The following is a 13,358-nucleotide window of genomic DNA, read 5'->3' on the forward strand; positions in this document are numbered from 1 at the left end:
CTTTTGTTTAACCACTAAATCGTACCTTTACGGTCGCTTTTTCTGGCTTCAACTTGATTTATACCCTTTTATAGAAGCTAACACGTTTACTACACCGACTTATGATTATCGTTACGGGGGCAGCCGGCTTTATCGGTAGCTGTTTGATCAGCAAACTCAATCAGGAAAATTTCAATTTCGTGATTGCGGTCGATGACTTTTCGGACCCACGTAAAGAAGCCAATCTGGCTGGTAAACGTATTCAGGAACGGGTCGACCGGGAGGTGTTTTTCGAGTGGCTCGATCAGAATTACCAGGAGGTCGAATTTATCTTTCACATCGGCGCCCGCACCGATACCACCGAGTTCGACCGGGCTATTTTCGAGCACCTCAACGTCGAGTATTCCAAGCAGATCTGGCACCGCTGTATCGACTATCAGATTCCGCTCGTGTATGCCTCGTCGGCAGCTACCTATGGCCTCGGCGAGCTGGGTTACGACGATAACGAATCGCTGATTCCGCAGCTGAAACCCCTCAACCCCTACGGCGACTCGAAAAATGAATTCGATATCTGGGCGCTCGAACAGGAGCGCAAGCCGTTTTTCTGGGCCGGGCTGAAGTTCTTCAACGTCTACGGTCCCAACGAGTACCACAAAGACCGCATGGCGTCGGTTATTTTCCACGCTGTCAACCAGATTCGCAACACGGGCCACATGAACCTGTTCCGGTCGCATAACCCCGATTTTGCCGACGGAGAGCAGATGCGCGACTTCGTCTACGTGAAAGATGTGGTTGAGGTCTGCTCGTACCTGATGCACCACCGGCGCAACTCGGGTATCTACAACCTGGGCAGCGGCAAGGCCCGCACCTTCCTCGACCTGGTCAACAACACGTTTAAGGCGCTCGATCTGGAACCGAACATCGGCTTCATCGACACGCCCGCCGACATCCGCGACAAATACCAGTATTTTACCCAGGCCAACATGGCCAAGCTCCGGTCGATCGGCTACGACCGTCCCTTCTGCACGCTTGAGGAAGGCATTGCCGATTACGTAGGCAATTACCTCAAAGACGGTAAGTACCTCTAGCCCGACACACCGTATTCAGCAAACGGGCGACCCTGCGGGGCCGCCCGTTTTTTATTTTCTGCCCGACGCAACGCCGGCCCGATGGCCTGCATCCTTTGACCGATTCTGGTCCCTCACGCCCCTTTAACAATCTTTAACGAGGGCGTTAACAAGCCTTAACAAGTACCCCACCAGCCGACAGACCGGGCAACGCTACTTTTACACCCGATCTGTCGACCACTCTTCTCCCTCACGTATGAACTACTTTTTCGGTCTCCTGCTGGGTCTGCTGTGCACCTTTGGCGTCGCTCGGGCTCAAGTCACGTCCTCTACCCCCAGCCTGACGCTGCTGACCGGCACGGTGGTCGATTCGACGACCCACAAACCGGTTGGCTATGCCACGGTAGCCCTGCTGAAACCCGACGGCACCCTTGGCGCCGGCACCACCGCCGATGAACAGGGTCACTTTGGCTTCAGCGCCGTTGGCGCCGGTACCTACCGGGTGTCTGTTTCGTTTGTGGGCTACCTGCCCACCGTTCGGGCGGGCGTTACGGTGCAGCCCGGGCAGCCCGCCGACCTGGGCGAGCTGCAGCTGCGGCCCGATACCAAAACGCTCAGCGAGGTGCGGGTGGTAGCGCAGAAAGCGCTGGTCGAAGATATGGGCGACCGGCTGGTCTACAACGCCGAAAACGACATCGCCATAACGGGCGGCACCGCCGTGGATGTACTGCGCAAGGTGCCGATGCTGACCGTCGATCTGGACGGCAACCTGTCTATGCGGGGCAGCCGCAACATCAAAGTGCTGGTCAACGGTAAACCGTCGAGCATTATGGCCCGCAACCTGGCCGACGCGCTTAAGCAGATGCCGGCCAGTTCGATCAAAAAAGTGGAAGTCATTACCAGCCCCGGCGCCAAATACGATGCCGACGGCTCGGCCGGGGTCATCAATATCATCACGAAAAAAGCCGTTACGGGTACCAATGGCTCGGTGAACGCTACGCTGGGCAATCTGAACCGGAGCCTCGGCCTCAACCTGACCACCAAGGGGCAGAAGCTGGCTTTTGCGACCTCACTCAATGGCAATCAGTTTCGGCGGATCAGCGACTGGAACAGTCGGCGCACCACGCTGGTGGACGGACAACCGGCGGGTGAGCTGCTGCAGCGCAACAGCCGCGACAACAGCAGCCTGTCGGGCAACGGCGACCTGAGCCTCGACTATGATCCCGACTCGCTCAACCGCATCAGCTTCTCGGCCAATGCCTGGGGCGGCAACTTCCCCAACAACAACCAGCTCTACACCCGGCAGACCGATCAGACCGGGGCCGTCGTGCAGGAATACTGGCGTGATGTGAAGCACCGCAACCCCTTTGGCAACACCGAATTCAACCTCGGCTGGACGCGCACCTTCAAACAGCCGGGCCGGGAGCTGGCTATTCTGACGCAGTACGCGCGCATGCCCGACAATTACTTTTATTCGATTACCCAGACGGGTATCAACTCAGAAGTACCCAACTACCTCGAACGGGCCACCAACTACAGCCGCAACAAGGAATACACCCTCCAGACCGACTATACCCACCCCTTCTCGATCCGACGCAGCCGCGATACCACCACCGGCAAACTGGAAGTGGGCGCCAAAACCATCCGGCGCGACATTGGCAGCGATTATACCATCGAATCGGCGCGGACGGGGCTCGAAGCCGATTACCAGATCGACCCAAACCGCTCGAACGTATTCACCTACAACCAGCAGGTAACGGCGGGCTACGTATCACTGAAACTGGAAACCAGACGCAAGTGGAACCTGACACTGGGCAGCCGGCTCGAACATACGCGCATCGCCGGCGACTTCCCGACCACCAGCACCTCGTTTACCAACGATTATAACAACCTGATTCCAAGCGCAACCATCGCCAAAACCCTGCGGGAGAAACACACGCTGAAACTTAGCTACACGCAGCGTATCTCGCGGCCGCTGGTCTGGTACCTGAACCCCTACCGTGACTATACCGACGCCAAAAACGTAACGACCGGCAACCCCTATCTGAATCCTGAACTGACCCACGCTACTGAACTGTCGTACAGCACATTCGGCAAGTCGGGTTCGTCGTTCAACGGCGCCCTGTTCTGGCGGCAGACCAACAATTCCATCGAATACGTCACCACCGTCGACCGGTCGGGCGTGGGTTTGTCAGGCCCGCAGAACATTGGCCGCAACGCCAGCTATGGCATCAACCTCAACGGGGTACTGCAGCCTACCACAGCGCTGAACATCACGCTCGGCACCGACCTGACATACGTTGACCTAACCAGCCCGGCCCTGCAGCAGCGCAATACGGGCTGGATAGCCAGCGTCAGCACCAACCTTAGCTACAAGCTTCCCCATGATCTGACGTTGCAGGGAAATGGCTATCTGAATACGGGCGAAATCAGCCTGCAGGGTACCAACACGGGCTGGTACTTTTACGGCGTATCGGCCAAGAAGGAATTCTGGACCAAAAAAGCCAGCCTGACACTGAACGTGTCGAATCCGTTCACTCCCTACAACCGCGTAACGGCCCGGCTTGATGCCCCCACCTTTCGCTCCGAGCTCGTAGGACGCTTCCAGAACCGATCGGCCCGGCTAACATTTACATACGCCTTTGGCTCGGCGAAAGACAGTCCGGCCAAGACAAGCCGGAAAATCTCGAACGATGACGGCAAAGGCAGCCGGTAGGCTCCGGTTGCCTACTGATAGACCCGCACGTAATCGATTTCGTAGCGGGTAGGAAACGGGGTCCGGGCGGGGTCGCCCCCGTTGTCGCCCCCCAGCGCCAGGTTCAGCAGCAGGTAGTGCGGTTGTCGAAAAGGGTTCGTCCCGTCGGGGTTGAGGGTCTCGGCCAGCGACACGGTGTTCAGCACCTGCCCATCGATCGACAGCTGCAACTGGCGGGAATCCCAGTCCAGTCGCCAGACGTGGAACCGGCGGCTCCAGGCCGGATCGCTGAAGCGCGCTACGGGCGTTTTAGTGGTGCGCCAGTTGGCCGTGTAGCGTTTGGCGGTGCCCCACGCGACGTTGGCCAGCAGGTCGCCCCGGTAATATTCCATGATGTCGATTTCGCCGTTGGATGGCCACTCACCCCGCTCGCCCAGCGTCCAGAACGCGGGCCACAGTCCGGCATCGGTAGCAAAGCGGGCCCGCATCTCGAATCGCCCATACTGCCAGTTGTGACGCCCCCGCGTGGTCAGGCTGGCCGCTGTGTAGTCGATGGTGGGCCGCTGCGTGCGCCAGTCGGTGCTGCCGGGCTGGTACGTCGGGTTGGGCCGACTGACCCGGCGCCCTTCGATTACCAGCAGCCCGTTCTCACAGAAGGCGTTATCGGGCTGGTACCACTGTAGTTCGTGGTTCCGAACGAAGCCCTGCTCAAACGTCCAGTTTTTGGGATCGGGCGCACCGGCCCTGTCGAACTCATCGGCCCACACCAGCCGCCGGGTTGAGTCGGCTACGGTTGCCGCCGGACGACCAACCAGCGCTGGTGCTACGGGCATACCGAAAAAGGCAGTCAGACTGAGCAGGAAACTACCGGCCAGCCCGGTCAGGAGCAGACGCATGCGGGTATACCGGCCAGAGCCGGCGGCTTAGGTGATCGGCCTTGCCGCCAGCCAGCCGGTTCAGCGGCCGGGCCGGCGGTCAGGCCTTTATTTGTTATCCATACGGGCCAGTATGCGTTTCATCTGCGCAATTTCCCGCTCCTGCGCGTCGATAATGCCAGTGGCCAGCGCTTTGACTTCCGGATCATTAAGATTGGCCTGTTTGCTTACCAGAATCGCAATCGAATGGTGTGGAATCATGGATTGCATAAACCGTTTGTCATTGATAAATACCTGATTCCGAACGGCAAACAGGGCCGCCCCGAATAGAACGACACTGCCGGTGATAATGAGTGTATTGATTCGGGCATCGCGGTACATGTGGCGCATAAACAGCAGCATGACGACAGCCATCGTCGTAATCATGAGCGTGGTCATGTAGAGCCGGTTGGTGCTCAGATACAGATGGTCGAGCGTTTCGGTGTTCAGATACATGGTCAGGTGCATAATCACAAATGACACCCCCAGCATCAGAAAAAATCGCGGGTAGTTGCCCGACCCCATATGGCCATCATTCATCGGTTTGGTACCCATCGTCTGGTCTGTCATTGCTAGGTTGTCTGTACCTAACAGAACAGCCCTGACCGGCATGCGTTTTTACATTATTTCCGGTTGCCCGCCTACCGCCCCGATTACCAGCCGTGGCCAGCCTACGCCCCTGGCCAGTCGAACGTAGCCCCAGCTTACTTTAACGGACGCCGGCTAACGCCTTCGGTGGTAATCTTAACCGGTTTGATCGACCCATCGGCGGCAAACTCCATGCGGTCGATGCAGGTTTCGCGGTGGTTGCCGTCGGTTTCGGTAAGGGGTCGGCGGTGATACACGATATACCATTCATCGGCACCCGGCCCCCGAATCACCGAGTGGTGGCCCGCCCCGGTAGCAACAGACGGATCCTGCTGGAGAATCTTGCCGACGCGTTTGAACGGACCAAAGGGCGAGTCGGCCACGGCGTAGGCTACCGAATAGTCGGGACCGGTCCAGCCCCCTTCCGACCACATAAAGTAATACTTGCCGTTGCGGATAAACATAAACGGCCCCTCGACGTATTTCTCGGGCGTAATCTCGCGGAACAGACTGCCATCGGGAAACGGCAGAAAGCCCGTGAAGTCGGGTTTGAGCCGGGCCATGTTGCAGTGCCGCCAGCCTCCGTAGATAAGGTAATACTGCCCGTCTTTGTCGTGAAACACAAACTGGTCGATGGGCTGCGCACCGTTGTGAAACTTGTCGATGAGGGGTTTGCCCAGGTAGTCGCGGAATGGCCCTTCGGGTTTGTCGGCCACGGCCACACCGATACCACCCCGTTCGTTGTCGTTCTGAATATCGTTGGCGCCGAAGAACAGGAAGTACTGACGGCCTTTCTGAATCACCGACGGCGCCCACATGGCCCGGCGGGCCCATTTGATGGCGGTGGTGTCGATAATGCGGGGATGTTTGGTCCAGGTAACCAGATCGGGCGACGAAAAGGCGTCCATAAACACCTGCTGGTTGTAGGGTGCCGAGTAGGTAGGATACACCCAGTAGGTTTTGTTGAACACGGCACCTTCGGGATCGGCATACCAGCCGGGGAAGATGGGGTTGCCCGCCGTTTTTGGCCCGGCGGTCGTTTGGGCGGTGGCCGTCAGGGCAGCCAGGCCCAGCAGCCCGGCGGTCAGCAATCGAATCGGAAACATCATGCCGTAAAGCGTATAGTCGTAAACAGGGAAGCCAACCAGCGGCCAATCCTACCCAGTGAAGGCACCAATCGGCAAAGCTATCCCTCCACACCAGCCCATTCAGGCGTCTTTCGTGTCTGCGGCCCCGGTCAGTGGCAGCGTCAGTTCACTGGTGAAAGTATGATCGTGCCAGCTGAGCCGCAGGTGTCCACCCAGCAGCCGGGTGAGCCGGTGGCTGATCCAGAGACCCAGACCGTGGCCTTCGCGCAGCGGATCGGCCTGAAAATAGGGTTGCAGCAGGTCGAGCGTGGGACCATCGGCGCGGTCGGTCTGGTTCGTCACCCGGATGCGCCACGCGTCGTCTGTCTGGCAAACCACCCGCACCGTACTGCCCGGCACGGCATACTTGATGGCATTTTCGAGCAGATTGAGCAGAATATGCTCCAGTTTGCCGGCATCCGTCAGCAGCTGCGGCTCGTGGCTGGGTGCTGGCAACAGCTCAACCGATACGTCATAGTCGGCAGCCACCCGGGCCAGCAGCTGCCGGCAGTGCGCCAGCCGCGCCGACAGATCGACCGGGACGCGCTGCACCGGCACGGGCGTTTCGTCGGGTCGGCTCAGCGTCAGAAACTCGTCGACCAGGCGCGTGAGCCGCCGTACCTCGTCGAGCTGGCTGGTCAGAAACAGCCCGGTCTGGTCATCGAGCCGGGGGCTGCTGAGCGTTACGTCCAGCCCCGTTTTCATCACCGCCAGCGGGGTGCGCAGTTCGTGCGCGGCCGCCCCGAAAAAGTTGCGCTGCAAATCGTTATTTGCCTGAATCCGGGCCAGCATACCGTTCAGCGCTGCCGTGAGCTGGTAGAGTTCGTCGTGGGTGGCGGGCAGGTCGATCGGCCCCATGTTGCCCGCTCCGGTAATGGTGTTGGCGCGCTGGACCATGCGCTGGATGGGCCGCAGCAGCCAGCCGGCTACCCCGTAGCCCGCCCCGAAGGCCAGCACCAGACTGATCAGCCAGCTCAACCCGAACGCCCACTGCAACTGCCGGATGTCCTGCCGCAGACTGCGGTCAGGCACGGCCAGGGTTAGCCGCAGCTGCCCATCAACCCGACCCGCCTGAGCAACCGTTACGGCCCGGTAGGTAGGTGTAGCAGCACCGGGCCGTGACGGTCCCGCCGGAAAATCAGGGCTCTCGAACAGCACCTGCGGCCGGCCATACGTGGTGTAGACCAGCCGCATCTGCTCGTGGCTGCCGGGCAGCGGAATCACCACCGGCTCGACGCTGACGAGCGATACCAGCCAGTTGGCGCGGGTGCGGGTAGCGCGGTCGAACGAGGTGCAGAGACTTCGCTCGGCGCGCTGCAGCATCAGCCACACGGCCAGACCACTCAGCAGGCCAAACACGGCCGCCACGGCCAGTACGATGCGGCTGCGCAGACTCATGCAAGCCGGAGCCGGTAGCCCCGGCCAATTACGGTTTCGATGAGGCCCGTCTGTCCCTGGGCATCCAGTTTTTTGCGCAACTGGTAAATGTGCACCTCGATTACGTTGCTGCCCATGTCGAAATCGACGGACCAGACCTTTTCGGCGATCTCGCTTTTGGTTACGACCTGCCCGGCCCGACGCATCAGCAGTTCGAGCAGGGCAAACTCACGATTGGTCAGTTCCAGGCGCGCCCCCGCCTTCACTACGTCATGCGTAACGAGCATCAACCGCAGGTCGGCCACCTCAAACACCACCGTATCGCCCGTTGTCGACCGGCGCTGCACCACCCGGATACGGGCCAGCAGTTCACTGAAATCGAAGGGTTTGCGCAGGTAGTCGACCGCCCCCAGATCGAGCCCCTGCACCACTTTTTCGGGGTCGCTTAGCGCCGACAGGATAATGACCGGCACGGCCAGGCCGAAGGCGCGCAGGTTCTGCAGCACCTCAAAGCCGGTCTGGCCCGGCAGCATCAGGTCGAGTAGTACCAGATCGTAGAGGCCGCCAGCCACCTTATCGAGCCCCTCCGTACCCGAAAACGCCAGGTCGGCCACGTGGCCGTGCTGCTCCAGCCCCTGCCGGATAAAGCGGGCCAGTTTACGTTCGTCTTCGATAACCAGTATTTTCATAGAAAACGCATAACCCGTTTCCACCCCTGACGGGCGGAAACGGGTTGGCTGCAGCCAGAATTAGCGAACCAGGTATTGCTGGCCGTTGATGGTCAACACAGAGGCTTGCAGGATGTTTACCCGCTCGAGCTGAACCTGTCCCTCACGCACAGGCCGGTTGAAGCCCTGCACCGTGATGGTGCTGCCTTTGGTGGCCAGGTTGGTCAGCTGATAAGCCACGTGGGGCGGAATCCGAACGATGGTTTTATCGCTCATAATCAAGCCATTCACCTTGCCCTGGCGATCGAGCCGGTAGTCGGCAATCTTCCCGGTGATGGTTACGGCTTCGGGCTGCGCCGGCTCTCTGTCTGATCGCAGGGGGGGCGAGTCGATCACGGTGGTGCTGCCGCTGGTCAGGCTGGTGAGCCGGAACTGGGTTCCGCCGTCGGGCCGGGCTTCGCTGAAGCCCGTTACTTTAACCGACGCACCGGGCTTTACGGCTTTCTGAATCTGCTGCCCCAGGTGAGCCGGAAACCTGACCGTCGTGGTGCCGGCCGATCCGCCGGTCAGCGTAAAGCCATCCAGCATGTAGTCATCGTTGCCGGTCCACTGCCCTACCGTTCCCGAGAGGGTGGTCAGGGCAGTCAGCCGATCGGCCACCGGTCCAGCCGGCCGCCCAGGCCGACCGGCCCGGGCCGGTCGACCGGACTGCTCAGGACCACCCGGTCCGGGACCGTCCAGTCCGGGACTATCCAGCCCGGGACCATCCAGTCCGGGACCCTCCTGTCCGGGACCCGCTGCGGGCGGATTGGCCGGAATGGCAGTCTGATTGCTTTTGGTCTGGGCCGAAGCGGTTCCGGCGATGAGCAGGGTGGTGAGCAGCAGGACAATTTTCGAGTTGTTGCGTATCATGGTCTGTTTCGGTTTCTGTTGATTACGGAAGCAAACCTACGGGCACCACCTGAAGTCGACCTGAACCCCGAATTAATTTTTCTTCATCACCGTGAACGACGCGCGCGGGCCAGCCGACTGAGCCCGCTGCCTATAGAAGCTACTCGGGCACCAGCGCATACTGATTCAGCGAATTGCCGGTTTTTCGGCTCTCGGCCGTGCGTTCCAGCTTCAGCGAACCCGGGGTGGGCGGTTCGGTTATGTAGTATTCGATGGTGCCGTCGGTATTGGTCGGTCTGGGCGTCAGCCCCGCCAGAATCAGCCGCTGGTTATTGGTCGAGACCGTCCAGGTGCCCGTCAGCAGCTTGCCATCGATATCTTTCAGCGTGGCCACACCGGGTTTGCTCAAATCGAGCCGGAAAGTAGCGTAACCGGGTTTGATGTTGCCGGTGCCGCCCAGGGTATACACCAGTACCTCGTTCTCACGCACCAGCTGGGCTTGCCAGACGCGACTCAGCTGATCGGTGATCGACGGCACGGGGGTAGGCTGGCAGGCTGCCAGCAGCAGGGCGAGCAGCAGGCTCAGCCGCGTGGTATGTAGTAGCGTCATGGTAGTACGATTCGTTTTGCCAGCGTTCGGCCGTCAGACTCGATCTGGATGATGTAAACGCCGGCTGGTATGGGCGCCAGCTCATACTGCCATCGGTCGGCCGGGCGTACGGTTCTGTGATCGGTCAGAACCGGTTGCCCCGCCGTCGTACGCAGCTGCAGCGTGGCCGTGGCTGGCACCAACCAGTCGGTACTGACGTGTAGCGTGCGGTTGCTGACCACCAGATCGGTATGGGCGTCCAGCGCTTCGGCTACCGCGATCACCACTTCACTGATCCGGGCCGATGCCACATTGGAGTAGGCGGAGTTGCCAGCTGCGTTGATGGCCCGGATGCGGTAGTAGTAGGTGGTAAACTCGGTCAGGTTGGGGTCGACGTAACTGGTTGTAGGGGCCGGCACTTGCCTGATTTCCGCAAACGGCCCTCCGGGGCTGGTAGCCCGTTCGATACTGACCGTCAGGGCTTTGGGCGACACAGCCGCCCAGACCAGCCGAATCTGGTCATAATCCTGCACCTGCGCCGTCAGACCGCCCGGTTCGGCCGGGGGAGCCAGCGGAGTCGTTACGCAGACAGCCTCAGTGTAGGCCGAGGCCCCGGCCGCGTTGAGCGCCCGTACCCGGTAGCAGTAGGCCGTGGCATCGGCCAGGTTATTATCGGTATAGGTAGTGGTGTTGGCCGGCAGATCGGCCAGTTTGGTAAAGGTGCCGGTGGCGCTGCTGCCCCTTTCCAGTTGAAAGCCACTTTCGTTGGTGCTCAGATCGGCCCAGGTCAGCACCACCTGGATGGGCGTAGTGGCCGTGGCCGTCAGGCGGGCCGGGGCGGCCGGGGGCACGTCGGGCGTAGTGGCCTCGGCCACGTTCGAGTAGGCCGACACGCCGACCGCGTTCTTCGCCCGCAACCGGTAAAGGTAGCGCTGGTTGGGCGTCAGGCCGGTATTCGGATAGGTCGTTGCATTGGCCGGCAGGTCGGCGATTTTGGAAAAGGTGGTCCCGTCTGTCGAGCGTTCCAGTTCGAAGCCGGTTTCATTGTCGGCCGTATCGGTCCATTGTAGGTCGATCTGGGTGGTCGATGCCGCCGTGGCCGTCAGGCGCACGGGGGCTGCGGGTGGGCCGTCGGGCGTGGTGGCGTCGGCCACGCCTGAATAGGCCGATGCCCCGGCTGCGTTCACGGCCCGGATGCGGTAGAAATAGCGCGTTCGGGGGTTGAGGGTGCGGTCGCTGTAGTTGGTGGCGTTGGCTGGCAGGTCGGTTAGTTTGGTCCAGCTGCTGCCGTCGGGGCTGCGCTCCAGCTGAAAACCGGCTTCGTTGCCCGACACATCGGCCCATTGCAGATCGATCTGGCCGAACGAAACCGCCGTAGCGGTCAGGCGGGCCGGCGCGGCCGGGGGCGCATCGGGCGTGGTAGCGTTGGCCACGGTCGAGAAAGGCCCCACCCCACTGGTATTCACGGCCCGGATGCGGTAGAAGTAGCGGGTGTTGGGCGTCAGGCTGGGGTCACTGTAGGTCGTGGCCGAGCCGGGCAGACTAGCCACCTGACTCCAGCCGTCACTACCGTTCGGACTGCGTTCAACCAGCACGCCAGACGCTGTCGCGATAGCCGACCAGCTGAGGTCTATCTGCGTGGTCGACGCGGCCGTGGCTACCAGGTTCTGCGGAGCGGCCGGCGGTCCGGCGGGCGTGGTCGCATCAACAACACCTGAATAATCCGACGGGCCGGCTGCGTTCACAGCCCGGATGCGGTAGTAGTAGCGGGTCAGCGGCTGCACGGCATTGTCGGCGTAGGTGGTAGCGCCGGCCGGCAGGTCGGCGAGTTTGGCCCAGCTGTTGCCATCGGGACTGCGCTCCAGCTGAAAGCCATTCTGGTTGGCCGACCCGGCCGCCCACTGCAGTCCGATCTGATTGTAGGCAACGGTGGTGATGGCGAGCCGCACGGGGGCTGCCGGCGGACTGTCGGGCGTGGTGGCGTCGGCCACGTTGGAATAGCCCCCCGGCGCACCCGTGGCATTCAGCGCCCGGATGCGGTAGAAATATCGAGTATTGGGCGTCAGGTTGGGGTCGCTGTAAGTCGTGGCCGAGCCGGATAGATCGGCGAGTTTAGTCCAACCATCGCTGCCGTTCGGGCTGCGCTCCAGCTGATAGCCGGCGGCCCCGCCTACGCCCGTCCAGCTCAGGTTGATCTGCGTGGTCGATGCTGCGGCCGCGGCCAGGTTTTGCGGCACCCCGGCCGGGGCCGCGGGCGTAGTGCCGCACTGCACCTCGGTATAAGCGCTGGGCCCTACCCCGTTCACGGCCCGCACCCGGTAGCAGTACTGCGTGTTGCCGGCCAGCCCATTGTCGCTGTAAGTCGTAGCGTTGGCCCCGGCATCGGCAATTTTAGCAAAGGTGCCGGTGGGGCCGGTTGCCCGCTCGATCTGGAAACCGGTTTCGTTGTCCGACAGGTCGGCCCACTGCAAATTGATCTGGCTGCTGCTGCCGGCGCTCACACTTAGCCGGGCCGGGGCGTTGGGCGCCGTTGGAGCCGGGGCTTTGGTGGTACCGCAGGCTTCGTTGCTGTAGCCCGAAAACTGGCCCGCGCTGTTTTTAGCCCGTACCCGGTAGCAGTATGCTGTATTGGCCGCCAGCCCCGTGTTGTCGTAGATTTTCTGCCCGAAATCGGCCTGGATGACCTGATACGCCCCACCGGGACTGGTGGCCCGCGAGATTTCGAACGTGACGGGTACCACGTTGGCATCCTGCCAGAACACCTGCAGCTGGCTTGTCGACACCGCCAGCACGCTCAGACCCGAGGGCGTGACGGGGGGTACGGCCGTTGTAGTCGTACAGGCGGTGTTTGAATAGTCCGACATACCGCCGGGGCCCCTTGCCCGCACCCGGTAGCAGTACTGGGTGCCACTGGCCAGCCCGGTATCGTCGTAGGTGGGGGTGCGGCTGTAGGGCACAATGGCTACCTGCGCAAAAGGCCCGCCCGAGGCCGGCGCCCGCTCGAGCAGAAAATCGGTGGCACTGCCCCCACCAGGATTGGTCCAGCTCAGCCGGATAATCGAGGGCGACTGGGCAGCCGCTCCCAGCCCGGTGGGCGTGGTGGGGGGCGCAGCCGGGGTGTTTACGGTGATTTGGCCCGAATACGTGGTAGGCGCGCCCGTTGCCAGCACGGCCCGCACCCGGTAGGTGTACGAGCCACTGCCCTGCACGGTATTGTCGGTGTACGTAGTCGTGTTGGCTGCGACTTCACCAATTTTGGTAAAGCTCGTGAAATCGTTGCGTTCGATGTCAAATTTGGCTTCGTTGGTGGTATTGTCTTTCCAGGTCAGCACCACCCGGTTATAGGCCGGGGCCGTTCCCGCCAGATTCGACGGGGCGTTGGACTGAGCCCGTAGCCCCGCGGTGGTCAGGAGCCCCAGGGCTAGCAGATAGATGCGTGTAAAGCGGTTCATAAAGACAGGGG

At 61.3% G+C, this 13,358-nt stretch carries 10 protein-coding genes; 2 read left to right on the top strand and 8 right to left on the bottom strand.

Translation table 11 applies throughout. The annotated features are described in order from the left end of the window. Positions 1-101 precede the first annotated feature (101 nt). Positions 102-1,067 (top strand): ADP-glyceromanno-heptose 6-epimerase, encoded by a 966-nt coding sequence (gene rfaD / locus ACYVAC_RS03500; protein ID WP_461096183.1) that lies wholly within the window; start codon positions 102-104, stop codon positions 1,065-1,067. Between the two features lie 235 nt (positions 1,068-1,302). Continuing rightward, positions 1,303-3,762: a TonB-dependent receptor domain-containing protein gene (locus tag ACYVAC_RS03505; RefSeq protein ID WP_461096184.1), complete on the top strand. Its 2,460-nt coding sequence runs from the start codon at positions 1,303-1,305 to the stop codon at positions 3,760-3,762. Positions 3,763-3,773: 11 nt separating this feature from the next. Here ACYVAC_RS03505 and ACYVAC_RS03510 read toward each other — a convergent pair whose 3' ends face one another. From ACYVAC_RS03510 to ACYVAC_RS03545, 8 genes are all read right to left on the bottom strand, one after another. Continuing rightward, positions 3,774-4,637 (bottom strand): glycoside hydrolase family 16 protein, encoded by an 864-nt coding sequence (locus ACYVAC_RS03510; RefSeq protein WP_461096185.1) that lies wholly within the window; start codon positions 4,635-4,637, stop codon positions 3,774-3,776. An 87-nt stretch (positions 4,638-4,724) separates the two neighbouring features. Beyond that, on the bottom strand, positions 4,725-5,195 hold the full coding sequence (locus tag ACYVAC_RS03515; protein WP_461096186.1) for a DUF305 domain-containing protein: 471 nt from the start codon (positions 5,193-5,195) through the stop codon (positions 4,725-4,727). Between the two features lie 164 nt (positions 5,196-5,359). Then, on the bottom strand, positions 5,360-6,352 hold the full coding sequence (locus tag ACYVAC_RS03520) for a glycoside hydrolase family 43 protein (protein ID WP_461096187.1): 993 nt from the start codon (positions 6,350-6,352) through the stop codon (positions 5,360-5,362). 99 nt (positions 6,353-6,451) lie between these two features. Continuing rightward, positions 6,452-7,768, bottom strand: a complete 1,317-nt coding sequence (locus tag ACYVAC_RS03525) for a sensor histidine kinase (protein ID WP_461096188.1) — start codon at positions 7,766-7,768, stop codon at positions 6,452-6,454. Beyond that, positions 7,765-8,436 (bottom strand): response regulator transcription factor, encoded by a 672-nt coding sequence (locus tag ACYVAC_RS03530; protein ID WP_461096189.1) that lies wholly within the window; start codon positions 8,434-8,436, stop codon positions 7,765-7,767. The genes ACYVAC_RS03525 and ACYVAC_RS03530 overlap by 4 nt, the downstream gene beginning before the upstream one ends. 60 nt (positions 8,437-8,496) lie before the next feature. After that, positions 8,497-9,327, bottom strand: coding sequence for a hypothetical protein (locus ACYVAC_RS03535; protein ID WP_461096190.1), 831 nt, complete (start codon positions 9,325-9,327; stop codon positions 8,497-8,499). Between the two features lie 139 nt (positions 9,328-9,466). After that, positions 9,467-9,916, bottom strand: a complete 450-nt coding sequence (locus ACYVAC_RS03540; RefSeq protein ID WP_461096191.1) for a hypothetical protein — start codon at positions 9,914-9,916, stop codon at positions 9,467-9,469. Next, positions 9,913-13,347: a fibronectin type III domain-containing protein gene (locus tag ACYVAC_RS03545; protein ID WP_461096192.1), complete on the bottom strand. Its 3,435-nt coding sequence runs from the start codon at positions 13,345-13,347 to the stop codon at positions 9,913-9,915. The genes ACYVAC_RS03540 and ACYVAC_RS03545 overlap by 4 nt, the downstream gene beginning before the upstream one ends. Between the last annotated feature and the right edge of the window lie 11 nt (positions 13,348-13,358).

The organism is Spirosoma luteolum, assembly GCF_054778875.1.

What these genes read in the sequence shown, in the direction of transcription:
- rfaD (WP_461096183.1), top strand. Translation starts at nt 102, where the DNA reads ATGATTATCGTTACGGGGGCAGCCGGCTTTATCGGTAGCTGTTTGATC.
- ACYVAC_RS03505 (WP_461096184.1), top strand. Translation starts at nt 1,303, where the DNA reads ATGAACTACTTTTTCGGTCTCCTGCTGGGTCTGCTGTGCACCTTTGGC.
- ACYVAC_RS03510 (WP_461096185.1), bottom strand. Translation starts at nt 4,637, where the DNA reads ATGCGTCTGCTCCTGACCGGGCTGGCCGGTAGTTTCCTGCTCAGTCTG.
- ACYVAC_RS03515 (WP_461096186.1), bottom strand. Translation starts at nt 5,195, where the DNA reads ATGAATGATGGCCATATGGGGTCGGGCAACTACCCGCGATTTTTTCTG.
- ACYVAC_RS03520 (WP_461096187.1), bottom strand. Translation starts at nt 6,352, where the DNA reads ATGATGTTTCCGATTCGATTGCTGACCGCCGGGCTGCTGGGCCTGGCT.
- ACYVAC_RS03525 (WP_461096188.1), bottom strand. Translation starts at nt 7,768, where the DNA reads ATGAGTCTGCGCAGCCGCATCGTACTGGCCGTGGCGGCCGTGTTTGGC.
- ACYVAC_RS03530 (WP_461096189.1), bottom strand. Translation starts at nt 8,436, where the DNA reads ATGAAAATACTGGTTATCGAAGACGAACGTAAACTGGCCCGCTTTATC.
- ACYVAC_RS03535 (WP_461096190.1), bottom strand. Translation starts at nt 9,327, where the DNA reads ATGATACGCAACAACTCGAAAATTGTCCTGCTGCTCACCACCCTGCTC.
- ACYVAC_RS03540 (WP_461096191.1), bottom strand. Translation starts at nt 9,916, where the DNA reads ATGACGCTACTACATACCACGCGGCTGAGCCTGCTGCTCGCCCTGCTG.
- ACYVAC_RS03545 (WP_461096192.1), bottom strand. Translation starts at nt 13,347, where the DNA reads ATGAACCGCTTTACACGCATCTATCTGCTAGCCCTGGGGCTCCTGACC.